The sequence below is a fragment of the Halobellus rarus genome, from assembly GCF_024494595.1.
Taxonomy (GTDB): domain Archaea; phylum Halobacteriota; class Halobacteria; order Halobacteriales; family Haloferacaceae; genus Haloquadratum; species Haloquadratum rarum.
Genome location: NZ_JANHDI010000001.1, coordinates 354,510 through 378,965 on the forward strand (window position 1 = coordinate 354,510; position 24,456 = coordinate 378,965).

Annotated in this window: 21 protein-coding genes; 16 read left to right on the top strand and 5 right to left on the bottom strand. The window is 66.7% G+C overall.

The annotated features are described in order from the left end of the window. Nucleotides 1-149: 149 nt before the first annotated feature. From NO876_RS01870 to NO876_RS01885, 4 genes are all read right to left on the bottom strand, one after another. Nucleotides 150-1,763, bottom strand: coding sequence for a preprotein translocase subunit SecD (locus NO876_RS01870; RefSeq protein ID WP_256419968.1), 1,614 nt, complete (start codon nucleotides 1,761-1,763; stop codon nucleotides 150-152). Beyond that, nucleotides 1,763-2,650 (bottom strand): protein translocase subunit SecF, encoded by an 888-nt coding sequence (secF, locus tag NO876_RS01875; RefSeq protein ID WP_256419969.1) that lies wholly within the window; start codon nucleotides 2,648-2,650, stop codon nucleotides 1,763-1,765. The genes NO876_RS01870 and secF overlap by 1 nt, the downstream gene beginning before the upstream one ends. Before the next feature lie 101 nt (nucleotides 2,651-2,751). Next, nucleotides 2,752-3,279, bottom strand: coding sequence for a DUF5812 family protein (locus NO876_RS01880; protein ID WP_256419970.1), 528 nt, complete (start codon nucleotides 3,277-3,279; stop codon nucleotides 2,752-2,754). A 111-nt stretch (nucleotides 3,280-3,390) separates the two neighbouring features. Next, a complete protein-coding gene (locus NO876_RS01885; protein WP_256419971.1) occupies nucleotides 3,391-3,924 on the bottom strand; it encodes a DUF8056 family protein in 534 nt (177 codons plus the stop codon). A gap of 132 nt (nucleotides 3,925-4,056) precedes the next feature. On the opposite strand from NO876_RS01885, the gene NO876_RS01890 reads away from it, so the two are divergent. From NO876_RS01890 to NO876_RS01935, 10 genes are all read left to right on the top strand, one after another. After that, nucleotides 4,057-5,349: a glucose-6-phosphate isomerase gene (locus tag NO876_RS01890; protein ID WP_256419972.1), complete on the top strand. Its 1,293-nt coding sequence runs from the start codon at nucleotides 4,057-4,059 to the stop codon at nucleotides 5,347-5,349. 409 nt (nucleotides 5,350-5,758) lie between these two features. Then, nucleotides 5,759-5,986: a DNA-directed RNA polymerase subunit H gene (locus NO876_RS01895; protein ID WP_256419973.1), complete on the top strand. Its 228-nt coding sequence runs from the start codon at nucleotides 5,759-5,761 to the stop codon at nucleotides 5,984-5,986. Beyond that, complete coding sequence (locus NO876_RS01900) at nucleotides 5,983-7,551, top strand: DNA-directed RNA polymerase subunit B'' (RefSeq protein WP_256419974.1); 1,569 nt, start codon at nucleotides 5,983-5,985, stop codon at nucleotides 7,549-7,551. The genes NO876_RS01895 and NO876_RS01900 overlap by 4 nt, the downstream gene beginning before the upstream one ends. Nucleotides 7,552-7,554: 3 nt before the next feature. Continuing rightward, nucleotides 7,555-9,384, top strand: coding sequence for a DNA-directed RNA polymerase subunit B (gene rpoB, locus NO876_RS01905; RefSeq protein WP_256419975.1), 1,830 nt, complete (start codon nucleotides 7,555-7,557; stop codon nucleotides 9,382-9,384). 29 nt (nucleotides 9,385-9,413) lie between these two features. Further along, complete coding sequence (locus tag NO876_RS01910; RefSeq protein ID WP_256420240.1) at nucleotides 9,414-12,341, top strand: DNA-directed RNA polymerase subunit A'; 2,928 nt, start codon at nucleotides 9,414-9,416, stop codon at nucleotides 12,339-12,341. Then, a complete protein-coding gene (gene rpoA2 / locus NO876_RS01915) occupies nucleotides 12,334-13,569 on the top strand; it encodes a DNA-directed RNA polymerase subunit A'' (protein WP_256419976.1) in 1,236 nt (411 codons plus the stop codon). Before NO876_RS01910 ends, rpoA2 begins: the two co-directional genes overlap by 8 nt. A gap of 3 nt (nucleotides 13,570-13,572) precedes the next feature. Beyond that, nucleotides 13,573-13,995, top strand: a complete 423-nt coding sequence (locus NO876_RS01920) for a NusA-like transcription termination signal-binding factor (RefSeq protein ID WP_256419977.1) — start codon at nucleotides 13,573-13,575, stop codon at nucleotides 13,993-13,995. A 153-nt stretch (nucleotides 13,996-14,148) separates the two neighbouring features. Continuing rightward, nucleotides 14,149-15,078, top strand: a complete 930-nt coding sequence (locus NO876_RS01925; RefSeq protein WP_390277103.1) for a mechanosensitive ion channel family protein — start codon at nucleotides 14,149-14,151, stop codon at nucleotides 15,076-15,078. Nucleotides 15,079-15,264: 186 nt separating this feature from the next. Beyond that, nucleotides 15,265-15,693 carry a 30S ribosomal protein S12 gene (locus NO876_RS01930; protein WP_089768796.1) on the top strand — a complete coding sequence of 143 codons (429 nt, stop codon included), beginning with the start codon at nucleotides 15,265-15,267 and terminating at the stop codon, nucleotides 15,691-15,693. A 1-nt stretch (nucleotide 15,694) separates the two neighbouring features. Then, nucleotides 15,695-16,309, top strand: coding sequence for a 30S ribosomal protein S7 (locus NO876_RS01935; protein ID WP_256419978.1), 615 nt, complete (start codon nucleotides 15,695-15,697; stop codon nucleotides 16,307-16,309). 106 nt (nucleotides 16,310-16,415) lie between these two features. Here NO876_RS01935 and NO876_RS01940 read toward each other — a convergent pair whose 3' ends face one another. Beyond that, nucleotides 16,416-17,180 (bottom strand): DUF5781 family protein, encoded by a 765-nt coding sequence (locus NO876_RS01940; RefSeq protein WP_256419979.1) that lies wholly within the window; start codon nucleotides 17,178-17,180, stop codon nucleotides 16,416-16,418. A 195-nt stretch (nucleotides 17,181-17,375) separates the two neighbouring features. Here NO876_RS01940 and NO876_RS01945 point away from each other — a divergent pair, with 195 nt between their 5' ends. The 6 genes from NO876_RS01945 (at nucleotide 17,376) to rpsJ (ending at nucleotide 24,401) form a co-directional block, all read left to right on the top strand. Continuing rightward, a complete protein-coding gene (locus NO876_RS01945) occupies nucleotides 17,376-19,565 on the top strand; it encodes an elongation factor EF-2 (protein WP_256419980.1) in 2,190 nt (729 codons plus the stop codon). A gap of 157 nt (nucleotides 19,566-19,722) precedes the next feature. Continuing rightward, a complete protein-coding gene (locus NO876_RS01950) occupies nucleotides 19,723-20,847 on the top strand; it encodes a sensor histidine kinase (protein WP_256419981.1) in 1,125 nt (374 codons plus the stop codon). Nucleotides 20,848-21,087: 240 nt separating this feature from the next. Next, entirely contained in the window at nucleotides 21,088-21,708 is a 621-nt protein-coding gene (locus NO876_RS01955) for an amino acid-binding protein (RefSeq protein ID WP_390277107.1), read from the top strand. Further along, a complete protein-coding gene (locus NO876_RS01960; RefSeq protein WP_256419982.1) occupies nucleotides 21,705-22,664 on the top strand; it encodes a homoserine dehydrogenase in 960 nt (319 codons plus the stop codon). Before NO876_RS01955 ends, NO876_RS01960 begins: the two co-directional genes overlap by 4 nt. Before the next feature lie 162 nt (nucleotides 22,665-22,826). Further along, nucleotides 22,827-24,092, top strand: coding sequence for a translation elongation factor EF-1 subunit alpha (gene tuf, locus NO876_RS01965; protein ID WP_256419983.1), 1,266 nt, complete (start codon nucleotides 22,827-22,829; stop codon nucleotides 24,090-24,092). After that, on the top strand, nucleotides 24,093-24,401 hold the full coding sequence (gene rpsJ, locus NO876_RS01970; RefSeq protein ID WP_144904418.1) for a 30S ribosomal protein S10: 309 nt from the start codon (nucleotides 24,093-24,095) through the stop codon (nucleotides 24,399-24,401). Nucleotides 24,402-24,456: the final 55 nt, after the last annotated feature.

Consider the following 24,456-nt stretch of genomic DNA (forward strand, 5'->3'; position numbering starts at 1 on the left):
CGTGAGTCTCGTCGTCCGCCGTTTTCCGACGGCGGTGCGGCGTCAGTCGTCTCCCAGTACACCTCGACGTTGTCCCGGTTCCGCATTTAAACAATCGCCTATTCTTGTCGGCTGGGATTCGACTGCGAGGAGAGTTCGTCGCCGAGCTTTCAGCGATCGACCGTCGTCAGCGCTCGGAGGATGTCGCCGTACGCCGGGCGGGTGATGAGCACGCCGACCAGGACGCCGAGGATGGTGAAGATGGCGAAGCCCTGTAGATCCCCGAGCGAGAGGATCGCCAGCGGCGACATCGCGATGATCGTCGTCGCCGCCGCCGCACCGATCACCCAGAACGCCTTCCGGAAGCGCGACTGGAAGACGCGTCTGGAGTCGATCTGCCCCTCGGCCATCACCTCGTCGGCGATGATGATGAGGTCGTCCACGCCGGTCCCGATGACGGCGATGAAGCCGGCGATGACCGATAGATCGAGCGGGTAGCCGATCCCGGCCGCGAACCCGAGGAGGATGATGACCTCCGAGAGCGCGGTCACGATCATCGGCGCGGCGACGCGGACGTCCCTGTAGCGCGCGAAGACCGTCCCGCTGACCGCGAGGACGGCGATGATGCCGGTGAGAAGCGAGTTGACTCGGAAGTCAGCTCCCTGCGTGGGAGAGATGTAGGAGGTCGTCCCGCCGCTGTCCTGCGAGAAGTCCAGTTGCGCCGGGAGCGCACCGGCGCGGAGGTTGATCGAGACCTCCTGAGCCTCGGAGACGTTCGTCGTCTGCAGTTGGAAGACGGGGTTGCCCGCCCACTCGCCGCTCCGCATACTGTCTGCCAGTCCGGGGCTCATCCCGAAGGCGTTCGTCACCTCGCCGTTGACGACGAGGAGGAGACACGCTTCGGTGCTGCTAGCGTCGGCCTGGTACGTACACCGCGTCCCGCCGGATTGTGCGAGCCCGGTGTCCTGCATCGCCGTCTGGAACTCCGGCGCGACGGACTCCGAGACCGTCACGGGGACGTACGCACCGCCACCGTCGCCCTCCTGTGCGGTCCCGATACTCTGGAAGTCATCCTGCTGGAGGACGACGTCGCGGGCGTAGTCGCTCCCGTTTTCCGTGGGGTAGTACGCCTCGATCACGACGGTCCCGCGTTCGCTGACGATATCACGGACCGAAGAGGCGTCTTGGTTCGGCACTTCGACGAGGACGTAGTTGTCGCCCTGGGCGGTCGTCACCTGCTGGACCGTCCCGCCGGAGAGCCCGGCCTCGTTGATCTTGTTCTGGAGGATCCGGACGACCTCCTGTCGCGTCGTCTCCGTGACGCCCTCACGTAGGCCGTCAGCCTCGTACGCGTATCCCGCGGCGTCGAGGCCGGCAGCGAGGTCGTCGGTCGTTACCCCTTCGGCGGTCACCTCGACGGTGTTACTGGGTTCCGACTGAGGCTGTGCGGTCGACTGTTGTTCGGGTTGTCCCCCCGAGCGGGCGATGACATCCGCTGGACTGGCGTTTTCGAGTTCGGCAGCGACGTTCTGCTCGACCGTGCGCGTGTCGTCGCCGCCGAAGTCGACCCCCTCGGCCGTGACGCCGACGAGCGGTGCTCTGACGCGCGTCCCGCCGGAGAGCTCCAGCCCGTACTGGAGGTTCGTCACGTTGCTACCGCCTGCGACGTTGCCGCCCTCGCCGCCGTCGTCCGCCGCTAACGTCGGCGAGAAGAGCGCGAACGCCGATATCAGGAGGAAGACAACGAGCAGGGCCACCCGCCAGTTGTCGCGAATATCGATCATCAGCGGTTCACCCCCTCGAACTTGTACCAGCGAAGCAGACTCAGGTTCAGCATGTACGTGTTCATCAGGTCAGTCGCGAGTCCGAAGACCAGCACCGTCCCGATCGCCGCCAGCAACTGAATGCCGAACAGCGTCGCCGTGATCGTCATCACGACCATCGCGACGATCGACGTCAGCGTCATCGTCACGCCGGTCCGCATCGCCCGGTACGTCGACTCGTAGAAGTCACCCGAACGTCGGAGGATGTGATTGTTCAGGAGGATGTCCGAGTCGACGGAGTACCCGATGAGCATCAGGAGTGCCGCGACGGTCCCGAGCGAGAGTTCGATCCCGAGGACGTTCATCAGCGCCAGCGGGATCATAATGTCGGAGAACGCCGAGATGACGACGGCGATAGAGGGGACGAACACGCGGAACATCGCGAAGACGAGCACGCTCATCCCGAGGAACGCGACCGCGAGACCGCCGAGCGCGAGCGTCTGTGTGTCACCCCCGAAGCTCGCCGAGACGGTGGATATCGACCGGACGTCGAGCCCGGCGTCGTCAGCCTGCCGCTCTAACTCGGTCGCCCCGACCGATTCCGACCCCGGTTCGGACTGGAACGTCACCACGTAGACGCTCTGTGCCGGCACCGACCTGATAGATTCGGGTTCAGCGGAGAACGCCGATCTGATCTGTTGTTCGGCTTCCGACTGGGGTCCGTCGATAGCGACCTGTACCTCCGTCCCGCCGGTGAACGCGATGCCCTGGTTCACTGGTGAACCAGTCATCACGTACCAGCCCGCGATGATGAGGAGCGCAACCACCAGCACGGCGAGCGGGATCGCCGCCAACTGGCGGTTCGTGTACCGGGTGTAGTCGATCTCCGGTACCGTAAACTCGACCATAGATTCCGGTGGAGAGCCGCGCCGAATAAGCCTTCTTATGCTCGGCTACGCGTGATGCGCCCACGAGAAGGACCCACACGTACGGTCGTCACCCATCCGTGCTAGGGCATATATCGAACCGAGAGCACGCCCGGTGACGAGCGAACCTCCACCCGGTCGACGCCGAGTCGTGCGGCCCGCGAGCGCAACTGCTCTTCGTCCTCGAGGACGTCGTCGACGGCCGCCTCGGTGTCGTCTTCGGGGACCGTGATCACGTGGATTTCGCCCGTCCCGGCGCGTTCCTCGCGGGTGAGGTCTCCCACGTCCTGCTCCGCAGCGAGCTCCTTCGAGTGGGCCGTCGGCGGCTCGTCGCTCCGCTCGACCGGCAGCGTACGGCGCGACGACGTCTCTACTAGCTGGTACGAGACGTCCAGCGGCGGGTCGAGAGAGACGACGCCTTCGATAACGTCGTCGCACTCGACGCCGGGATTCGACGAAAGCGCGTGTACCTGACCGCTCTCGACGTCTTTGAGGACCGCCGAATCCGCTTCGGCGGCGGTCACGAGGAACGTTCCCTCGATTCGCTCTCCCCCGTCGGTCGCAGCGCTCGACTCGCTCGATCCGTCGACGTCGTGATCGGCGTCGGTCATTGGGGCGATATAGTCGGCCAGCGCACTTGCGGGTTTCGTCGTCGAACGCGTCGCTCACGAACCCATCGGTTCACCGGTTCGGGACTCTCGGTTCGCCGGCTCGCGAATCCGTCAGCGGAAGAGGCGGTGCGCGAGGCCGACCAGCAGCGCTCCGGCTAACGGCACGGTCCACGAGAATACGGACGGAATCGCGTACAGCCCCGCGATCAGCGGCGCGAAGAGGCCGCTCGGCTGCGGGCGCGTCACCGTCTCGCCGTCGAGCGCGAACGTCTCCGGCATCGAGGCGACGAGGCCGAGATACAGCGAGAGGAGAAAGACGAAGCCAGTCGCCGCGAGCGCCGCCTCGTGACGCGGCGAGGACGTCTCCGTTTTCCGTCGGCGACGCGCCACGATCAGGACCGGTGCGATCGCCGGCAGGACGACGAGCAGTCCGACGACGACGTAGAACGATCGAGAAAGCGTGAGCTGACCTCCCTGCACTGCGGCCGTCTGTCCGATCAGCACGACGACCGCGATGCCGACGAACAGGGTGATGAGCCCGATGACGAGCGCGCTCGCGATCACGTACAGTTTGAACAGTCGCGACTCGCTGGAGCGGAACGCGTAGGGGAACGCGCCGAAGACGCCGTCGTAGCCGGATGCCATCGCTCGGTGTTGGGAGCGAGACGGTTTGAACGGACCGGTCGGTCGTCGACGTCCGTTCCCCGGCCGCTCGGTTCTCCGAACCGCCGTCTCCAGACCGACCGCTTTTTCGTCTGCGGCGGTCCTTGGCGAGGTATGCACGTCGATCTCGGCAGTTCTCTCGACGCGACGCCAGGCGTCTCACGGGAGTCGCTGGAACGACTGGACGGACAGGTGGCGACGGCTCACGAACGGATCGAGACCGGGCGCGACAATCACGAACACGGGTACGAGGCTTTGAACCTCCCCTCGACGGTGGACCTGGATGCGATCCGAACAGCGGTCGCGCCGTTCGACGACGCAGCGGCGGTCCTCACCGTCGGAATCGGTGGGAGCGCCCTCGGCGCGGCGACCTTCGCGGACGCGCTTGCCGGCCCGAACGATCCGGACGCGTACTTCCTCGACAACGTCGACCCCGAGCACGTCTCGCGACTGCTCGACGCGCTCCCGCTCGACCGGACGGTCGTCAACGTCGTCTCCCGGTCGGGGACGACGGCGGAGACGCTCGCGAACTTCCTCGTCGTCCGCGACGCGATGGCCGACGCTGACGTCGACTGGACCGATCGGACGTTCGTGACGACCGGCGAGTCCGGGAACCTCCGGTCGCTCGCCGAAAAGCACGACCTCCCCTCGCTGTCGGTCCCCGACGGCGTTCCCGGTCGGTTTTCGGCGCTCTCGACGGTCGGCCTCGCCGTCGCGGCAATCCAGGGCCACGACTTGGAGGCGATCCGGGCGGGCGCGGCGGACGCCGCCGACGGCCTCTCCGGGTCGCTGTTCGAGACGCCCGCGTACGCCTACGGCGCGACGACGTACGCGCTCGCGGGCCGCGGCGCGGTGACGAACGCGGTGATGCCGTACGCCGAGCGCCTGGAGACCTTCGCCGAGTGGTTCGCACAGCTCTGGGCCGAGAGCCTCGGGAAGGACGGCCTCGGACAGACGCCGGCGCGGGCGCTCGGCGCGACCGATCAGCACTCGCAGCTCCAACTGTACCGCGCCGGCCCCCGCGACAAGCTCGTGACCCTCGTCCGGCCGCGTGACTACGCGGATCGGACGATTCCCGAGACCGACCTCGACGGGCTGTCGTACCTCGGCGGCTCCTCGCTCGGGGACCTGCTCGACGCCGAGTTCGAGGCGACGGAGGCGAGCCTCGTCGAGTCGGGCGTTCCGGCGGTCCGCGTCGAGATCGACGCCGTCGACGAGCGGAGCCTCGGCTCGCTGCTCTACGAGATGGAGGCGGCGTGCGTCCTCTACGGCGAGCTCGCGGCGGTATCGACGTTCACGCAGCCGGCCGTCGAGTGGGGGAAGAACGCGGCTCGCGGCCTGCTGGGCGGCGGCGACTTCGAGGAGGCGGACGCGGTCGACGAGCGGACGAGCCTCGTCGTCGAATAGCGGGCAGACGGCGAACGAGCGGACGACGTCGGCACTGGTGTCCCGCGATTTGGCGAACAGTCGGCACCCGCGTTGACGACGCCCCCGTCGCAGCGTCGTCGCTCTCGACCTCGCGCCGCTGTGCCGAACAACCGCGACACGACGCGGGGCGACTCTCAGATCACGGGGGTGCTGGCCCCGTCCTGGATTGTAAACCCTCGTCGAAATCGGGGGCCGATCGCCCCGACCGCCGCAACACCTTTATCTGGGACTCGCGTGTGTCAACGCAACACGAGTGCTGGGGGTACTCGTGATGGTGAGCCGCGCTTATCCGACCCGGAGTTGGCAAGGGTTAAATGGCTTCCATCCGAACGGGCCTGTAGTATCCCGTGACAACTTCTTCCCTACTCAACACCCAGCACACCCAGACATGGTAGACGTAAGCCAACACGAACTCGTCCCAGAGCACACGCTCGTCGACGAGGATGAGGTCGAATCGATGCTGACGGAGTACGAGGTCAAGCGCGCGGAGCTTCCGAAGATCAAGCGGAAAGATCCCGCGCTCCCCGACGACGCCGAGGTCGGCGACGTCGTCAAGATCGTCCGCGACTCCCGAACCACAGACAAAGCGGTATCGTACCGACTGGTGATCGAATGAACCGACAGGACCGACGCGCCGTCTCGCGAGAGTACTTTTCGGAGGAACGGCTCGCAGAGCACCACTTCCGCTCGTTCAACAACTTCCTCGAGCGGGGGATGCAGGACGTCGTCACCGAGAAGGAACGGATCGAGACCGACATCGGCGACAAGGAGGGCGAAGAGCCCGTCTTCGTCGAACTCGGCGACGTCCGCATCGAGACTCCCCGAGTCCGCGAGGCCGACGGCTCCGAGGAACTGCTGTTCCCGCAGGAGGCCCGCCTCCGGAACATCACCTACGCCGCGCCGGTGTTCATGGAGATGTCCATCGTCCGCGGCGGCGAGGAGGAAGAGGAGATGGTCGTCGACACGACCGAGACGAAAGTGGGCCGGATGCCCATCATGGTCGGTTCCTCGAAGTGTAACATCGACGGCCTCTCCGAGGAGGACCTCGTCGAGATCGGCGAGGACCCCGTCGACCCCGGCGGCTACTTCATCGTCAACGGCTCCGAGCGGGTGCTGATGACGAGCGAGGACCTCGCGCCGAACAAGATCCTCGCGGAGTACGACTCGAAGTACGGCGACGAGATCCAGGTCGCGAAGACGTTCTCCCAGCGGCGTGGCTACCGCGCGCTCGTCCTCTGTGAGCGCAACCGCGAGGGGCTGTTAGAAGTCTCGTTCCCCTCGGTCTCCGGCAGCGTCAACTTCGTGACGCTCGTCCGCGCGCTCGGGCTCGAATCCGACGAGGAGATCGTCCACCGAGTGAGCGACGACCCCGAGATCGTGAAATTCATGCTCGAAAATCTGGAGGAGGCCGACGTCCAGACCGAGCAGGAGGCGATCGAGACGCTCGGCGAGCGCGTCGCCGGCGGCCAGGGTAAGAACTACCAGCTGAAACGGGCGAACTACGTCATCGACCGCTACCTGCTGCCGCACCTCCACGAGGACGGCGTCGAGGACGAGGACGTCCGCATCAACAAGGCGTACTACCTCTGCCGGATGGCCGAGGCGTGCTTCGAGCTCGCCCTGAACCGCCGCGAGTCCGACGACAAGGACCACTACGCCAACAAGCGGCTGAAGGTCTCCGGCGACCTGATGAAGGACCTGTTCCGGACCGCGCTGAACAAGCTCGCGCGCGACGTGAAGTACCAGCTCGAACGGGCGAATATGCGGAACCGCGACCTCACCGTCAGCACCGTGGTCCGCTCCGACGTCCTCACCGAGCGGCTCGAACACCCGATCGCGACGGGGAACTGGGTCGGCGGCCGGTCCGGCGTCTCACAGCTCGTCGACCGGACCGACTACATGGGCGTGCTCTCGCACCTGCGGCGACTCCGCAGTCCGCTCTCGCGGAGTCAGCCACACTTCGAGGCGCGCGACCTGCACGCGACCCAGTGGGGTCGCATCTGTCCCTCCGAGACCCCCGAGGGACCGAACTGCGGACTCGTGAAGAACTTCGCGCAGGCGATGGAGCTCTCACAGAACGTCGAGGACGAACAGTCGCTCAAGCGCGAACTGGCGTCGATGGGCGTGGAAGGAATCCCCGGTATCGAGGGACCGACAGCCGGTACACCCGCGGACGACTAAACGATGGCTCAGGCACAACGAGAGGCGAAAGTCTACGTCAACGGCAGTCTGGTCGGCACGCACCCCGACCCCGAACAGCTCGCAGAACAGATCCGAGAGGCCCGCCGCCGCGGCGACGTCAGCGAGATGGTCAACGTCTCGGTGAAAGAGCGCACCCGCGAGGTCATCGTCAACGCGGATTCGGGTCGCGCTCGCCGACCGCTCATCGTCGTCGAGGACGGCGAACCGCTCCTCGGCGACGACGAGATCGAGGCGGTCAAGGAGGGCAGCGTCGAGTTCGAGGACCTCGTCGAACGCGGCTACGTCGAGTTCATCGACGCCGAGGAGGAAGAGGACATCTACGTCGCCGTCGACGAGGACGAGATCGACGAGGATCACACGCACCTCGAGATCGACCCGCAGCTCATCTTCGGCATCGGCGCGGGGATGATTCCGTACCCCGAGCACAACGCGTCACCGCGCATCACGTTGGGCGCGGGGATGATGAAGCAGTCGCTGGGGCTCCCTGCGGCGAACTACCGCATCCGCCCCGACACGCGACAGCACCTCCTGCACTACCCGCAGCTGTCGATGGTCAAGACCCAGACCACAGAACAGATCGGGTTCGACGAGCGGCCGGCGGCGCAGAACTTCGTCGTCGCCGTGATGTCGTATGAGGGGTTCAACATCGAGGACGCGCTCGTGATGAACCAGGGGTCGGTCGACCGGGCGATGGCCCGCTCGCACTTCTTCCGGACCTACGAGGGCGAGGAACGACGCTACCCCGGCGGTCAGGAGGACCGCTTCGAGGTCCCGAGCCAGGACGTCCGCGGTGCGCGCGGGGAAGACGCGTACACGCACCTGGACGAGGACGGCCTCGTCAATCCCGAAACTCGAGTCGACGAGAACTCCGTGCTCCTCGGGAAGACGTCGCCGCCGCGGTTCCTCGAAGAGCCCGACGATATGGGCGGGCTCTCCCCGCAGAAACGACGCGAGACCTCGGTCACGATGCGCTCGGGCGAATCGGGCGTCGTCGACACGGTCACGCTGATGGAGGGCGAAGACGGCTCGAAACTCGCGAAGGTCTCCGTCCGCGACCAGCGGATCCCCGAACTCGGCGACAAGTTCGCGTCCCGACACGGACAGAAGGGCGTCGTCGGCCACCTCGCGCCCCAGGAGGACATGCCCTTCACCGAGGAGGGCGTCGTCCCCGACCTCGTGTTGAACCCGCACGCGCTGCCGTCGCGGATGACGGTCGGCCACGTGCTGGAGATGCTCGGTGGAAAGGTCGGCTCGCTCGAAGGACGGCGCGTCGACGGGACCGCCTTCCAGGGCGAGTCCGAGGACGAACTCCGCGGCGCACTCGAAGATCACGGCTTCAAATCCTCCGGGAAGGAGGTCATGTACTCCGGCGTCACCGGCGAACAGATCGAGGCCGATATCTTCGTGGGGACGATCTTCTACCACAAGCTCTACCACATGGTGAGTAACAAACTGCACGCCCGCTCGCGCGGGCCGGTGCAGGTGCTCACCCGCCAGCCCACCGAGGGGCGCGCCCGCGAGGGCGGCCTCCGACTGGGCGAGATGGAGCGCGACACCGTCATCGGCCACGGCGCGGCGATGGTGTTGCAGGAGCGGCTTCTCGACTCCTCCGACAAGGAGACGGTGTACATCTCCGCCGACACCGGGATGGTCGCCGTCGAGGACCGCGGCCAGCGCCGCATCTACGACCCCGTCACCGGCGACGAGGACGACATCCACGAGATCGAGATCAGCTACGCGTTCAAGCTGCTCCTCGACGAGATGATCGCGCTCGGCATCCGACCACGCCTGGACCTCGAAGACGCGGTCTGACCACTCACACACCCACCCACACAATGTCAATGCAGACACCCAAAGAGATCGGTGCCATCCAGTTCGGGCTGATGGACCCGGAGACGTACCGAGACATGTCCGCGACGAAGATCATCACCGCGGACACGTACGACGACGACGGTTACCCAATCGACATGGGGCTGATGGACCCCCGCCTCGGGGTCATCGACCCCGGCCTCGAGTGTCGGACCTGCGGCTCGCACTCGGGCTCCTGTAACGGGCACTTCGGCCACATCGAACTGGCCGCGCCCGTCATCCACGTCGGCTTCACCAAACTGATCCGACGCCTGCTCCGCTCGACCTGCCGGGACTGCGGTCGCCTCTCGCTGACGGCCGAGGAGCAAGACGAGTTCCGCGAGGGCCTCCAGCGCAACGAGGAACTCGGCGAGGACTGGACGGACGTCCTCAAGGCCGCGGTTCGGCAGGCCCGGAAGGCCAGCCGTTGCCCGCACTGCGGCGCGCCGCAGCACGACATCAAACACGAGAAGCCGACCACCTACTACGAGGTCCAGGACGTCCTCGCGGGCGACTACTCCGAGCGCATCGCCTCGGCGATGCAGCCCGACCCCGACGAGGACGAGGGCGGAATGTCGCCCAGCGAACTCGCCGAGGCGTCGGGACTCGACCTCAGTCGAGTCAACGACATTCTCTCCGGCGAGTTCCGCCCCGTCGGCGAAGATAGGAAAAAACTCGAGAAGGCCCTCGACGTCGACCTCACCGAGGAGGACATGAACAAGCTCATGCCCTCGGACATCCGCGACTGGTTCGAGGACATCCCCGACGAGGACATCGAAACCCTGGGAATCGACCCCTCGCGGTCGCGACCCGAGTGGATGATCCTCACCGTGCTTCCGGTACCGCCGGTCACCGCGCGGCCGTCGATCACGCTGGACAACGGCCAGCGATCGGAGGACGACCTGACGCACAAGCTCGTCGACATCATCCGCATCAACCAGCGGTTCATGGAGAACCGCGAGGCGGGCGCGCCGCAGCTGATCATCGAGGACCTCTGGGAACTGCTGCAGTACCACGTCACCACGTTCGTCGACAACGAGATCTCCGGCACGCCGCCGGCGCGACACCGCTCCGGTCGCCCGCTGAAGACGCTCTCTCAGCGTCTGAAGGGCAAAGAGGGTCGATTCCGTGGTTCCCTCTCCGGCAAGCGCGTGAACTTCTCCGCGCGGACCGTCATCTCGCCGGACCCGACGCTCTCGCTCAACGAGGTCGGCGTCCCCGAGCGCGTCGCCCGCGAGATGACCCAGACGATGAACGTCTCCGAGCGGAACCTCGACCGGGCCAGGCAGTACGTCCAGAACGGTCCCGAGGGCCACCCCGGCGCGAACTACGTCAAGCGCCCCGACGGGCGTCGGCTGAAGGTGACCGAGAAGAACTGCGAGGAGCTCGCAGAGAAGATCGACGCCGGTTGGGAGGTCAACCGACACCTCATCGACGGCGACATCGTGATCTTCAACCGCCAGCCGTCGCTGCACCGGATGTCGATTATGGCCCACGAGGTCGTCGTGATGCCGTACAAGACGTTCCGGCTGAACACCGTCGTCTGTCCGCCGTACAACGCCGACTTCGACGGCGACGAGATGAACATGCACGCGCTGCAGACCGAGGAGTCGCGGGCGGAGGCCCGCGTGCTGATGCGCGTGCAGGAGCAGATGCTGAGCCCCCGCTTCGGCGAGAACATCATCGGCGCGATCCAGGACCACATCTCGGGGACCTACCTCCTCACGAACGGCAACCCCGAGTTCTCCGAGACGCAGGCGCTGGACCTGCTCCGGGCGACGAGCATCGACACCCTGCCCGACCCTGCCGGTGAAGACGACACCGGCCAGCCCTACTGGACCGGCCGACAGCTCTTCAGCGAACTCCTGCCGGACGATCTGAACCTCGACTTCACGTCGTCTGCAGGCGACAACGTCGTCATCGAGAACGGACAGCTCATCTCGGGTACCATCGACGAGGACGCCGTCGGGGCGTTCGGCGGCGAGGTCGTCGACACGCTGGCGAAGAAGCACTCGAAGACGCGAGCGCGCGTGTTCGTCAACGAGGTCGCGTCGCTGGCGATGCGCGCGATCATGCACTTCGGGTTCTCGATCGGGATCGACGACGAGTCGATCCCCCCCGAGGCCAACGAGCAGGTCGACGAGGCGATCGACAACGCCTACGACCGCGTCCAGGAGCTCATCGAGATCTACGAGGCCGGCGAGCTCGAGTCGCTGCCGGGTCGGACGGTCGACGAGACCCTGGAGATGAAGATCATGCAGCAGCTCGGGAAGGCCCGTGACTCCGCCGGCGAGATCGCGGAGGACCACTTCCGCGACGACAACCCGGCGGTCGTGATGGCCCGATCCGGCGCGCGTGGGTCGATGCTGAACCTCACGCAGATGGCCGGCTCCGTCGGCCAACAGGCGGTTCGCGGCGAGCGGATCAACCGCGGCTACGAGGGGCGAACCCTCAGCCACTACCAGAAGGGCGACCTCTCGGCGGACGCGCACGGTTTCGTCGAGAACAGCTACCGCGGCGGGCTCACCCCGCGGGAGTTCTTCTTCCACGCGATGGGCGGCCGCGAGGGCCTGGTCGACACCGCCGTCCGGACGTCGAAGTCCGGGTACCTGCAGCGTCGCCTGATCAACGCCCTCTCCGAACTGGAGGCGCAGTACGACGGCACCGTCCGCGACACCTCGGGGACGGTCGTTCAGTTCGAGTTCGGCGAGGACGGCACCTCGCCCGTGAAGGTCTCCTCCTCGGAGGACAACCCGATCGACGTCGAGAACGTCGCCGACCGAATCATCGAGGCCGAGTTCGATTCGGCCGAAGAGAAAGAGCTGTTCCTCGGCCGACAGGAACAGCCGACGAACATCTCCGAGTACGCCGGTCCCGGCCTGGACAAGGCGCGGAACCTGGGGGTGGAATCAGATGACTGACGAGTACGAGTACGTCGACGACGACATCGAGGCCATCGTGCGGGACCACAACCTGCCCGAGAGCCTCCGGCACCGGATTTACGAGACGATCGAGGACCGCGGCGGCGTCGAGCTCGAACAGGCCGAGGAGATCGCACAGGCGATCTCGTCGCGCTACGAGGACAACCGCGTCGAGGCGCACGACCCCGTCGGGACCGTCTCCGCGCAGTCGATCGGCGAACCCGGAACGCAGATGACGATGAACACGTTCCACTACGCGGGCGTCGCCGAAATCGACGTCACGCAGGGGCTGCCGCGCCTCATCGAACTTGTCGACGCGCGAAAGACGCCCGACACGCCGATGATGACGGTCCACCTCGAAGACGAGTACGCCGAGAACCGCGAGCGCGCCCACGAGGTCGTCTGGCAAATGGAGGCGACGAAGATCCTCGCGCTCGGCGACATCTCGACGAACGTGGCGGACATGGTCGTGCAGGTCGACCTCAACGAGGAGACGCTCGAGGAGCGGTGGCCGACCGTCGACAGCATCGACACCGTCGCCCAGGAGATCGCCGAGACCATCGAGGACTCCCTCGGCGTCAGCACGCGGCGCTCGGAGACGCTCATCGAGTTCGGCCCCGACGAGCCGAGCTACCGCCGGCTGCTCCAGCTCGTCGAGGAACTGCGAGAGATCGTGTTCAAGGGACTGGAGGACATCTCCCGGGTCGTCATCCGCAAGGAGGACAACGAGCGGACCGACGGCGAGGAGTTCGTCCTCTACACCGAGGGATCGGCCTTCGGCGACGTCCTCACGATCGAGGGCGTCGACGCGACCCGGTCGACGAGTAACAACATCCACGAGGTCTACCGTAACCTCGGCGTCGAGGCCGCCCGCGAGACCATCATCAACGAGACGATGGAGACGCTGCGCGAACAGGGTCTCGACGACGTGAACATCCGGCACCTGATGCTCGTCGCGGACATCATGACGAACCGCGGCGAGATCGAATCGATCGGCCGCCACGGCATCTCGGGCTCGAAGGACTCCGTCCTCGCCCGCGCCGCCTTCGAGGTGACCGTCAACCACCTGCTCGACGCGGCGGTCCACGGCGAAGAGGACGACCTCGACGGCGTCATCGAGAACGTCATCGTCGGCAAGCCGGTCTCGATCGGGACCGGCGACGTCGACCTCCGGATGGGGTCGATCGAGGCCGACGGCGGCGTCGAACTCGATCCCGCGGACGACTGACCGATGCGGGTCACGCTGTCGGACGACGCGCGCCAGTTCATCGCCCGCTTCGAGGACGAGACGGGGGCGACCGCCCGCGACTGCTTAGTCTACGACGATCGGGTCGTCATCCTCGTCGCGGCCGGCGAGATGGGCACGGCGATCGGCCCCGGCGGCGAGCACGTCCGCGCGGTCGAGGAATCGATCGGCCGCGACGTCGAACTCGTCGAGGACGCCGACACGCCGGTCGCGTTCGTCGAGAGCGCGCTCGCGCCCGCGGCCGTCCGACACGTGACGCTCTCCGAACAGGGCGGCGAGCGCGTCGCCTACGCCGAAGTCCCCGACGCCGACCGCGGCGTCGCTATCGGCGCGGAGGGAAAGAACATCGAGACGGCGCGGACGCTCGCAGAGCGGCACCACGAGATCGACGACATCCAGTTGACGTAGTCGGCGATATCCCGTTGACGTAGTCGACGACATCCAGTTGACGTAGTCGGCGATATCCCGTTGACGTAGCCGCGTTCGACCGCTGCCGCCGACCGGGATCCGGCTACCCGATTTCACCCCACACTTTTTGTCTCGGTCTCCGTCTGTCCGGCCGTGCTCTCCGAACTGTTCGGGCCGGCGCTCGCGGGGCCGACCCAGATCGTCCCGCCCGGACTGTTCGACGGGATCGTCACCGAGTCGTACGCCGACCTGGCTCGCGGGATGCTCGGATTCGCCGTCGCCGCGACGGTGGCGTACTCGCTCGGCCGCCTCGTCGTCATCCCGATCGCCGTCCGCGTCGTCGTCGCGCGGAACCGGAACAACCCCACGATCGCGACGGCGACGCGGACGTACGCCCACGCTCTCATCGTCGCGATCGCAACGCTCGTCGGCATCGCGGGTGCGGGTCTGTGGTCGCTCCTCACGAACCTCTCGATCGTCGTCGCCGCCCTGACCCTCGTCGTCGGCGCGGCGAGCCAGCACGTCGTCGGCTCGCTCACGAGCGGGCTCTTTCTGGTCGCCGATCCCGACTTCAACGTCGGTGACTGGATCGCCTGGCCGGGCGGCGAGGGCTTCGTCGAGGAGATCGACTTCCGCGTGACGAGAGTCCGAACGCTGAACAACGAGACGATCACCGTGCCGAACACCGAACTGACGGCGAACGCGCTCACGCGACCGTACGGGCGCGATCGGTACCGCGTCGTCGAGTCCTTCGAGATCGGGTACGGCGACGACGTCGAACTGGCGCTGCGCGAGTTGGTCGAGGTCGCCCGCGGCGACGACCGCGTGCTCGAGGGACCGGACCCGACCGCGACGCTCGCCGAGTTGGGTCCGGGCTCGGTTCGGATTCGCGCGGAGTTTTGGGTCGACGACCCGATGGACGTGAACCTCGTGACGCTCAGGTCCGATTTCCGACGAAGAGTGAAATCCAGATTCGACGAGGTCGACGTGACGCTCGGGCCGCCCTCGTCCCGCGAACTCACCGGCTCGGTGTCCGTCGACGTCGAGAAGCGGGATGCGACCGACGAACCCGACGATCCGTGAGTTCGGGGTGTCGAAACGACCCGCTCTCAGCGCCGTTCGGGGGCTCTCCTCCGCGGAGTGACCGTAACCTGCGACCGAAGAGACGCCCTCAGATTCGTCCTTAGGGGTCGCTAATCCGACCTGCGTCCGTTTCGTGGAATCCGAAAAGGGAGGCTTAAGTAGCTCCGCCGGGAACTCAGGGTCACTATGGCGAACGGCAAATACGCCGCGCGGAAACTCAAGCAGGACCGGCAGAAGCGACGCTGGTCCGACTCGGAGTACGCGCGACGCGAACGCGGTCTCGGTGCAAAGTCCGACCCCCTCGAGGGGGCCCCGCAGGGACGCGGGATCGTCCTCGAGAAGGTCGGGATCGAAGCGAAACAGCCCAACTCGGCCATCCGAAAGTGCGTCCGAGTGCAGCTCATCAAGAACGGGAAGCAGGTCACCGCATTCTGTCCCGGTGACGGCGCGATCTCCTTCATCGACGAGCACGACGAGGTCACGATCGCCGGGATCGGCGGCGCGAAGGGTCGCGCGATGGGCGACCTCTCCGGCGTGAACTACAAGGTCGAGAAGGTCAACGGCGTCTCGATGATCGAACTGGTCCGCGGCAACGCCGAAAAGCCGGTGCGCTAAGATGTCCGAAAGCGAAGCCCCCGAGCCGGACTCCCCGGCCGACAGCGAGGAAGCGGAGACGAACGCGCAGCTATTCGGCGTCTGGGACGTCACCGAGATCGAGTACTCGGACCCCTCGACGGAGCGTTACATCAACGTCACGCCCATCGCGCACACGATGGGTCGTCACGCCGGAAAGCAGTTCCAGAAGTCCGAGATCAGCGTCGTCGAGCGCCTCGTCAACCGCCTGATGCAGACCGAGGAGAACACGGGCCACAAGCAGAAGACGATGAACATCGTCAAGGACGCCTTCGAGACCGTCCACGAGCGCACCGAGGAGAACCCGGTGCAGGTGCTCGTCCGCGCGGTCGAGAACGCCGCCCCCCGAGAGGAGACCGTCCGCCTGAAGTACGGCGGCATCTCGGTCCCGCAGGCCGTCGACGTCGCGCCCCAGCGCCGCGTCGACCAGGCGCTGAAGTTCATCGCCGAGGGCACCCAGCGCGGTTCCTACAAGAGCCCCCAGAGCGCCGACGAGGCGCTCGCGCAGGTCCTCATCGGCGCGGCCGACTACGACGTCCAGTCGTACGCCATCGGCCAGAAAGAGGAGTCCGAGCGCGTCGCCGAAGCGGCACGGTAGACCGTTCGCACCCGACGTTCGGTTTCTTTTCCGGTCTTCTTCCCGTTTTTCGCACACCGCTTCTCAGCCCGCAGCGACGCCGTCCTCGGTTTTTTACGCGCCCCGCTCAGTCGGCGGCGACGTCCCCGGTGGCGTCGCCGACGACGTACGCCCGCGTGGCGTCGACCAGCGCTTTCCGGTAGTCGCTCGCGGAGGGATCCTCGCCGAGCGAGCGGAACCGCCGCTTGAACGCGTCGAGGTCGACGCCCGGTGCGTCGTCGGCGGCGGCGTGTGCCAGGTCGTAGATGCGGTGGTCGCGATCGACGACATCGTGTCGCTCGACGAGGCCGAGCGCGAACGCGGCGTTGACGGCCGTGATCTCGGGGTCCGATCCGGCCGTGACGCGGCGGGAGTCGGGCCACGGCGAGGGGTCCGGGCGCGTCGCGACCGCACGCGCGAGTTCGGATTCGAGAAAGGAGACCAGTTTCGCCGGCGGCATCACCGAGAGCGTGATGTCGTCGGCGTAGATGTCCTTCATGTGGTTCGCGATCTGATAGCAGTGGGCGACTTTCCGGCGTTCGACCGACTCCCCCGACAGCGCCAGAAAGAGCGCCTCCTCGGTCTTCATGTGGTGAGAGGCGTGCCCCTCCTCGTTGCGGGCCATGTGCGCGAGCTCGTGGACCACCAGTTCGCGGGCCATCGCGCTCGTCGCCGCCTGCCGCGAGATGTTCAGCACGTGATGATCGTCGTAGTGCGCCGCCCAGGTCCGCTCGTCGGGGTCCGTCCGGACGTCGACGTACACCGGCAGTTCGAGGTCGTACTCGGTCTCGAACAGGTCGCCCGCGCCGAGAAACGGGTCGGCCGGGACGTCGCCGCGTACTCGAAGGTCCATGTGTATCTCTCTCAGGGGGTGATCGAACAAGACTCTTGCCCCGACGTCGTGACCGCGTCGGTCGGCGCTCGGATCGGCCGAACGCCGAACGTGTGTCAAAACGAGTCATACCTCCGCAGCGACGGTCGTATCCGTCGATTTGGCGGCCGACAAAACACTACCCTTTTGACCCTCCTGCCGGTACTGGGTCGTATAATGGGCCGACGAAAGAAGATCGTACAAGAGTGTGAGCAGTTGATGGATCAACCGGAGCATATCCGGAACATCGCCATCGCGGCTCACGTCGACCACGGGAAGACTACGCTGACGGACAACCTCCTCGCCGGGGCGGGGATGATCGCCGACGAGGGCGAGGCGACCCGGTTGATGATGGACACGGAGGAGGACGAGCAGGAACGCGGGATCACTATCGACGCGGCGAACGTCTCGATGACCCACGAGTACCAGGAGGACAACCACCTGATCAACCTCATCGACACGCCCGGCCACGTCGACTTCGGTGGCGACGTCACGCGGGCGATGCGCGCGGTCGACGGGGCGCTCGTCGTCGTCGACGCCGTCGAGGGCGCGATGCCGCAGACCGAGACGGTCGTCCGGCAGGCGCTGCGCGAGGGCGTCAAGCCCGCGCTGTTCATCAACAAGGTCGATCGCCTCATAAGCGAGCTCCAGGAGGGTCCCGAGGAGATGCAGGAGCGGCTGATGGACGTCATCGGCGACGTCAACGAACTCATCCGCGGGATGACCGAGAACCGAGACGACATCGACGACTGGACCGTCTCCGTCGAGGGCGGCACCGTCGCGTTCGGATCGGCGCTCTACAAGTGGGGCGTCTCCGCGCCGTCGATGGCCCGGACCGGGATCGGCTTCCCCGAGATCATCGAGATGGAGCGCGACGACAAGCGGCTCGAACTGCACGAGCAGTCGCCGCTGTCGGACGTCGTGCTCGACATGGTCGCCGAGCACTTCCCCAACCCGCTCGACGCCCAGCCCCGTCGTATCCCGCGCGTCTGGCGCGGCGACGACGAGTCCGAACTCGCACGGCAGATGCGCGAGGTCGACGACGACGGCGAGGTCGTCTTCATGGTGACGGACATCTCGATGGACCCCCACGCCGGCGAGATCGCCACCGGACGGCTGTTCAGCGGGACGATCAAGCAGGGCCAGGAGCTGTACGTCTCCGGTACCGTGGGCAAGAACCGCGTCCAGTCGGTCGGGATCTTCATGGGCGGCGAACGCGAGGAGCTCGACCGCGGCGTCCCGGCGGGGAACATCGCGGCCGTCACCGGCCTGCGGGACGCCATCGCCGGCTCTACGGTGTCCTCCATCGAGATGACGCCGTTCGAGTCGATCGAGCACATCTCCGAGCCGGTCATCACGAAGTCCGTCGAGGCGAAGAGTATGGACGACCTGCCGAAGCTCATCGAGACGCTCCAGCAGGTCGCGAAGGAGGACCCGACCATCAGGGTGGAGATCAACGAGGACACGGGCGAGCACCTCATCAGCGGGCAGGGCGAGCTCCACCTCGAGGTCATCACCCAGCGCATTCAGAAGAACCAGGGAATTCCGGTTCAGACCGGTGAGCCGATCGTCGTCTTCCGGGAGGCTCCCCAGAAGGAATCCCGCGAGGTCGAGGGCGTCTCGCCGAACCGACACAACAAGTTCTACATCACCGTCGAACCCCTCTCGGAGGACGTCGTCGACGCGATCCAGCGCGGCGAGGTCTCGATGGACATGCCGGAACTGGAGCGCCGCGAGGCGCTGCAGGAGGCCGGAATGGGCAAGGACACGTCCCAGGAGGTCGAGCACATCCACGGGACGAACATCCTCATCGACGACACGAAGGGTATCCAGCACCTCAACGAGACGATGGAACTCGTCATCGAGGGGCTCGACGAGGCCCTCGACGACGGTCCGCTGGCCAACGAGCCCGTCCAGGGGTCGCTCCTCCGCCTGCACGACGCGAAACTGCACGAGGACACGATCCACCGCGGCCCGGCGCAGGTCATCCCGGCCGTCCGCAACGCCGTCCACCGCGCGCTCATCGACGCCGACATCAAGCTGCTCGAACCGATCCAGAACGTCCGAATCGACGTTCCGTCCGAGCACATGGGATCGGCCTCCGGCGAGATCCAGGGCCGCCGCGGCCGCGTCGACGACATGTACCAGGAGGGCGACCTGATGGTCATCGAGGGCATCGCGCCCGTCGAGGAGATGATCGGGTTCTCCTCTGACATTCGGTCTGCGACCGAGGGCCGCGCCTCGTGGAACACCGAGAACGCCGGCTTCCGCGTGCTCTCCGATAACCTCCAGCGCGAGAAGATCATGGAGATCCGCGAGCGCAAGGGAATGAAGCTCGAACTGCCGCAGTCCGTCGATCAGTTCTAGGCCGCGCTCCGCATCGAGTTCTCGGGCGCGCCCCGAATCGACGGCTGCGACCGTCGGCCCGCCGACATCGCCGTTCCGCTGCCGCGTTCGGACGACGGTTCTCCGTATCGATACTCGGACCAGTACTTTCAAACGATTCTCCCGCCTGAGCGCGGGTATGCGCACTCGGATCGTCTCTCTCCTCGACCGGGTTGGATTCGCATCACCGCCCGAGTCGATCACTCCGAGCGACCCGTCAACCCCCCGCGTCGCCGCCAGCGCGGTCGTCTCCCTGACCGGTCTCGCGCTGCTCGTTCCGAACCTCTTTCCGATACTCGACGGCGGAGGCCCGTTCGCGATCGCGCTCGGTCTCGTGGGCACGGTGGTTTCGATCGGCCTCGTCGCCGTGGGCGGGTTGCTGTACTACAGCGGGTTCAGCGACCGCAACGCGGTCCGGATCGCCGTCTGGAACCTGCTCGGCGTCGTCGTCCTCGGGGGCGTGATGCTCGCTCACGCGTACGCGCAGAACCGCCTGTCGGGGGGCATCGCCCCGTCGATGTTCACCGTCGGGAACCTCCTCGCCGTCGGCGCGGCCGCACACGTCATCATCGGCGTTTACGACGCGCGTCGGGTCCGCGCCGAACAACTCGCCCGGGAGCGACGACGGACGGCGGTCCTGAATCGGGTGCTCCGGCACAACCTCCGGAACGAGGCGCAGGTGCTCGCCGGTCACGCGGACATCGTCGCGACGGTCCCCGACGAGGATCGGATCCGGCAGTCGGCGGCCGTGCTGAAACGCAGCGCCGAGACCGTCGGCAGCCTCGCGGAGGGCGCGAAGACGATCTCCCGCGAGCGCGACAGAGGGCCCGAGGAGTACGAACCGACCGACCCGGCGGCGGTTCTGGAGGCGGCTGTCGAGCACGCGCGCGATCGGTTCCCCCAGGCGTCGTTCGAGGTCGACGCGCCCGACGCCCTCGACGGGACCGTCCGAGCCAGCGACGGCCTCCGGACGGCCCTGGACGAACTGCTGGAAAACGCGGCTGAACACGGCGATCCGCCGATCGAGGTGTCTGTGCGAGTCCTCCCGGACATCGTGGAACTGTCTGTCACAGACCACGGCGACGGGATCCCAGACCACGAGCGAGCGGTCGTCGCCGGCGAGACCGACATCACTCAGTTGACGCACGGGAGCGGGCTCGGCCTGTGGGTCGCGAAGACGGTCGCGGGCACGCACCGGGGGTCGCTGTCGTTCTCGGAGAGCGACGATACGACGACGGTGACGTTGTCGGTCCCGAGAGCGTAGGCCGATGGCTCGGTGATCGCCCGACGGCCTTTCGCCGCCGGCAATGCGTGCCATCGACGAAGGCTTATATCGGTCCGGGAGTTGACGTTGGGGTATGTGTACGGAAACGATCTCTCGGCCCCGACCCGCCTTCGGCGGGGGTCCGGGAGCCGCTGTCTCTCGACGCGTATCGTCCCGAGATACCGTCGGAAACGCCAATCCGAACGACGAGGGCCCGAATGCCAAGGGAGTGACCCACCCGTGACGTCCGCGCTCGGATCCGACGCCGAATCGGACACGGAGTCCGACGACGCGGAGCGGGCGTCCCGGTCCCGCGGCGGGATCGACGATGCCGGCGACGGCGACCGCGATCCCCAACCCCACACGATCCGCCTCGAACTCGCGGACGAACCGGGACAGTTGCTCGCCGCCCTCGAACCGATCTCGGAGAACGGCGGCAACCTCCTGTCGATCTTCCACGAGCGGGGCAACGTCACGCCGCGGGGTCGCATCCCCGTGGAAGTCGACGTCGAGGCCACGCCGGACCGCTTCGACGCGATCGTCGCGGCCCTCCGCGAGGAGGGCGTCAACGTCGTGCAGGCGGGCGCGGAACACTACGCCGAGGAGGTCGCCGTGCTGCTCGTGGGTCACCTCGTCGACACCGATCTCTCCGACACGCTCCGCCGGATCGAGTCGAACCCGGCGACCTCGATCGCGGACTTCTCGCTGAACGCGCCGGAGGGGCGGAGCGACACGTCGAGCGCGCGCCTCCGGATGGCGACCCGGGCCGGCGAGACGGCGGCGGCGCTGGGTCTCGTCCGCGAGATCGCCGACGAGAAGGAACTCCACGTCGTCGAGCCGCTCGCGGGGGGTGCGGTATGAGCGACGGGAAGCGACTCGCCGTCCTCGGTGCGGGCGCGGTCGGCAGTTCCGTCGTCGACCTCGCCGTCGAGTACGGCCACTCCGTCGTCGCGTTCGCGGACTCCTCCTCGGCGGTGACGGCCGCCGACGGCATCGACGCCGACTCGGCGCTGGACCGGAAGTCGAGCGACGGCGTCGTCGGCGACGACGACCCCGACGCGGCGCTTTCAGCGGACTACGACGTCCTCGTCGAGGCGACGCCGACGACGCTCGGCGACGCCGAGCCCGGCTTCTCGCACCTCGAAACGGCTCTGGAGCGCGACCGCCACGTCGTCCTCGCGAACAAGGGGCCGGTCGCCGAACGGTACGCCGACGTCCGCGAACTGGAGCGCGAGAGCGCCGGCGAGGTCCGGTTCGAGGCGACGGTCGGCGGCGCGATTCCGATCATCTCGACGGTCGAGGACCTCTCTCCGTCTCACGTGACCGCCGCTCGCGGCGTTCTCAACGGCACGGCGAACTTCATCCTCTCGCGGATGGCCGCCGAGGGAATCGACTACGAGCACGTCCTCGCGGAGGCGCAGGACCTCGGCGTCGCGGAGGCAGACCCGACGTTCGACGTCGAGGGGACCGACGCCGCGCTGAAGTGCGTCATCCTCGCGAACGTGCTCTCGGAGGGCGAGCGGGAGTTCACGCTCTCGGACGCGGACGTCGAGGGAATCACGAACGTCCCCGGCAGCGCGCTCGAACTCGCCGCGGAGGACGGCCGAACGATCAGGCTCGTCGGCGAGGCGACGCGCGACGGTATCCGCGTCGGTCCACGGCTGGTTCCGCAAAATGCCGCCCTCGCGGTGACGGGAACTCGGAACATCGTGCAACTGGAGACGACGCACGCGGGACAGCTGAACCTCAGCGGACGGGGGGCTGGCGGGCCGGAGACGGCTTCTGCGGTCCTCGGTGACGTCGGCCGACTCGACTGATCGGCGGGCGTTGACCCCCCGTTTCAGATCCCGGCTCGCCCGTGGTAGATGCTCCCACAAACCGCGATACGGCGGCGTTTCGGCCGTCTACGTATCGAAATGGTTTTAGGGCTTTCTGGCTAAAGAAGCCGGTACAGAGCGCCTTAGCGCGTGACCCACACTATGAGTGACAAACCGCACCAGAACTTGGCCATCATCGGCCACGTCGACCACGGGAAGAGTACGCTGGTCGGACGACTCCTGTACGAGACAGGATCCGTCCCCGAGCACGTAATCGAGCAGCACCGAGAGGAAGCCGAAGAGAAGGGCAAGGGCGGATTCGAGTTCGCCTACGTCATGGACAACCTCGCCGAGGAGCGCGAGCGTGGTGTCACCATCGACATCGCCCACCAGGAGTTCGACACCGACGAGTACTACTTCACCATCGTCGACTGTCCGGGCCACCGTGACTTCGTGAAGAACATGATCACGGGTGCCTCGCAGGCCGACAACGCGGTGCTCGTCGTCGCGGCCGACGACGGCGTCGCGCCCCAGACCCGAGAGCACGTGTTCCTCGCCCGCACCCTGGGCATCAACGAGCTCATCATCGGCATCAACAAGATGGACCTCGTCGACTACAGCGAGGACTCCTACAAGCAGGTCACCGAGGAGGTTCAGCAGCTCCTCAACCAGGTCCAGTTCAACTCCGAGGACGCGACGTTCATCCCGATCTCCGCGTTCGAGGGCGACAACGTCGCCGAAGACTCCGACAACACGTCGTGGTACGACGGCCCGACCCTGCTCGAAGCGCTCAACTCACTGCCGGAACCGCAGCCGCCGACGGACGCGCCGCTGCGCCTGCCGATCCAGGACGTCTACACCATCTCCGGCATCGGGACGGTCCCGGTCGGCCGCATCGAGACGGGGACGATGAGCCCCGGCGACAACGTCTCCTTCCAGCCGTCGGACGTCGGCGGCGAGGTCAAGACCGTCGAGATGCACCACGAGGAAGTGCCGCAGGCCGGCCCCGGTGACAACGTCGGGTTCAACGTCCGCGGCATCGGCAAGGACGACATCCGCCGCGGTGACGTCTGTGGCCCCGCCGACGACCCGCCGTCGGTCGCCGAGACGTTCACGGCCCAGATCGTCGTGATGCAGCACCCCTCGGTCATCACCGCCGGCTACACGCCGGTCTTCCACGCCCACACGGCGCAGGTCGCCTGTACGATCGAATCGATCGATCAGAAGCTCGACCCCGCCTCGGGTGAGGTCGCCGAAGAGAACCCCGACTTCATCCAGTCCGGCGACGCTGCAGTCGTCACCGTGCGACCGCAGAAGCCGCTCAGCATCGAGCCGTCGGGCGAGATTCCGGAACTCGGTTCCTTCGCAGTCCGCGACATGGGTCAGACCATCGCGGCCGGGAAGGTCCTCGAGGTCAACGAGCGATAGATGCAGCAGGCACGCGTCCGTCTCGCCGGAACGAGCCCGGACGACCTCGACGACATCTGCGACGATGTCCGCGAGATCGCGAACAAGACGGGGGTCAACCTCAGCGGACCGATTCCGCTGCCGACGAAGACGCTCGAAGTGCCCTCGCGGAAGTCCCCCGACGGCGAGGGGACGGCCACCTGGGAGCACTGGGAGATGCGCGTCCACAAGCGTCTCATCGACATCGACGCCGACGAACGCGCGCTCCGTCAGCTGATGCGGATTCAGGTGCCGAACGACGTCAGCATCGAGATCGTCCTCGAAGACTGACCGGTCGGACCCACCGACGACACGACGCCCCCTTTCGACCCGACGTCGCGGTCTC

Coding starts and splice junctions, on each gene's coding strand:
- NO876_RS01885 (WP_256419971.1), bottom strand. CDS start 3,924: ATGGCATCCGGCTACGACGGCGTCTTCGGCGCGTTCCCCTACGCGTTC.
- NO876_RS01895 (WP_256419973.1), top strand. CDS start 5,759: ATGGTAGACGTAAGCCAACACGAACTCGTCCCAGAGCACACGCTCGTC.
- NO876_RS01940 (WP_256419979.1), bottom strand. CDS start 17,180: ATGGACCTTCGAGTACGCGGCGACGTCCCGGCCGACCCGTTTCTCGGC.
- NO876_RS01920 (WP_256419977.1), top strand. CDS start 13,573: ATGCGGGTCACGCTGTCGGACGACGCGCGCCAGTTCATCGCCCGCTTC.
- NO876_RS01890 (WP_256419972.1), top strand. CDS start 4,057: ATGCACGTCGATCTCGGCAGTTCTCTCGACGCGACGCCAGGCGTCTCA.
- NO876_RS01870 (WP_256419968.1), bottom strand. CDS start 1,763: ATGATCGATATTCGCGACAACTGGCGGGTGGCCCTGCTCGTTGTCTTC.
- NO876_RS01900 (WP_256419974.1), top strand. CDS start 5,983: ATGAACCGACAGGACCGACGCGCCGTCTCGCGAGAGTACTTTTCGGAG.
- rpoA2 (WP_256419976.1), top strand. CDS start 12,334: ATGACTGACGAGTACGAGTACGTCGACGACGACATCGAGGCCATCGTG.
- NO876_RS01945 (WP_256419980.1), top strand. CDS start 17,376: ATGGGCCGACGAAAGAAGATCGTACAAGAGTGTGAGCAGTTGATGGAT.
- NO876_RS01930 (WP_089768796.1), top strand. CDS start 15,265: ATGGCGAACGGCAAATACGCCGCGCGGAAACTCAAGCAGGACCGGCAG.
- rpsJ (WP_144904418.1), top strand. CDS start 24,093: ATGCAGCAGGCACGCGTCCGTCTCGCCGGAACGAGCCCGGACGACCTC.
- NO876_RS01935 (WP_256419978.1), top strand. CDS start 15,695: ATGTCCGAAAGCGAAGCCCCCGAGCCGGACTCCCCGGCCGACAGCGAG.
- tuf (WP_256419983.1), top strand. CDS start 22,827: ATGAGTGACAAACCGCACCAGAACTTGGCCATCATCGGCCACGTCGAC.
- rpoB (WP_256419975.1), top strand. CDS start 7,555: ATGGCTCAGGCACAACGAGAGGCGAAAGTCTACGTCAACGGCAGTCTG.
- NO876_RS01910 (WP_256420240.1), top strand. CDS start 9,414: ATGCAGACACCCAAAGAGATCGGTGCCATCCAGTTCGGGCTGATGGAC.
- NO876_RS01950 (WP_256419981.1), top strand. CDS start 19,723: ATGCGCACTCGGATCGTCTCTCTCCTCGACCGGGTTGGATTCGCATCA.
- secF (WP_256419969.1), bottom strand. CDS start 2,650: ATGGTCGAGTTTACGGTACCGGAGATCGACTACACCCGGTACACGAAC.
- NO876_RS01880 (WP_256419970.1), bottom strand. CDS start 3,279: ATGACCGACGCCGATCACGACGTCGACGGATCGAGCGAGTCGAGCGCT.
- NO876_RS01960 (WP_256419982.1), top strand. CDS start 21,705: ATGAGCGACGGGAAGCGACTCGCCGTCCTCGGTGCGGGCGCGGTCGGC.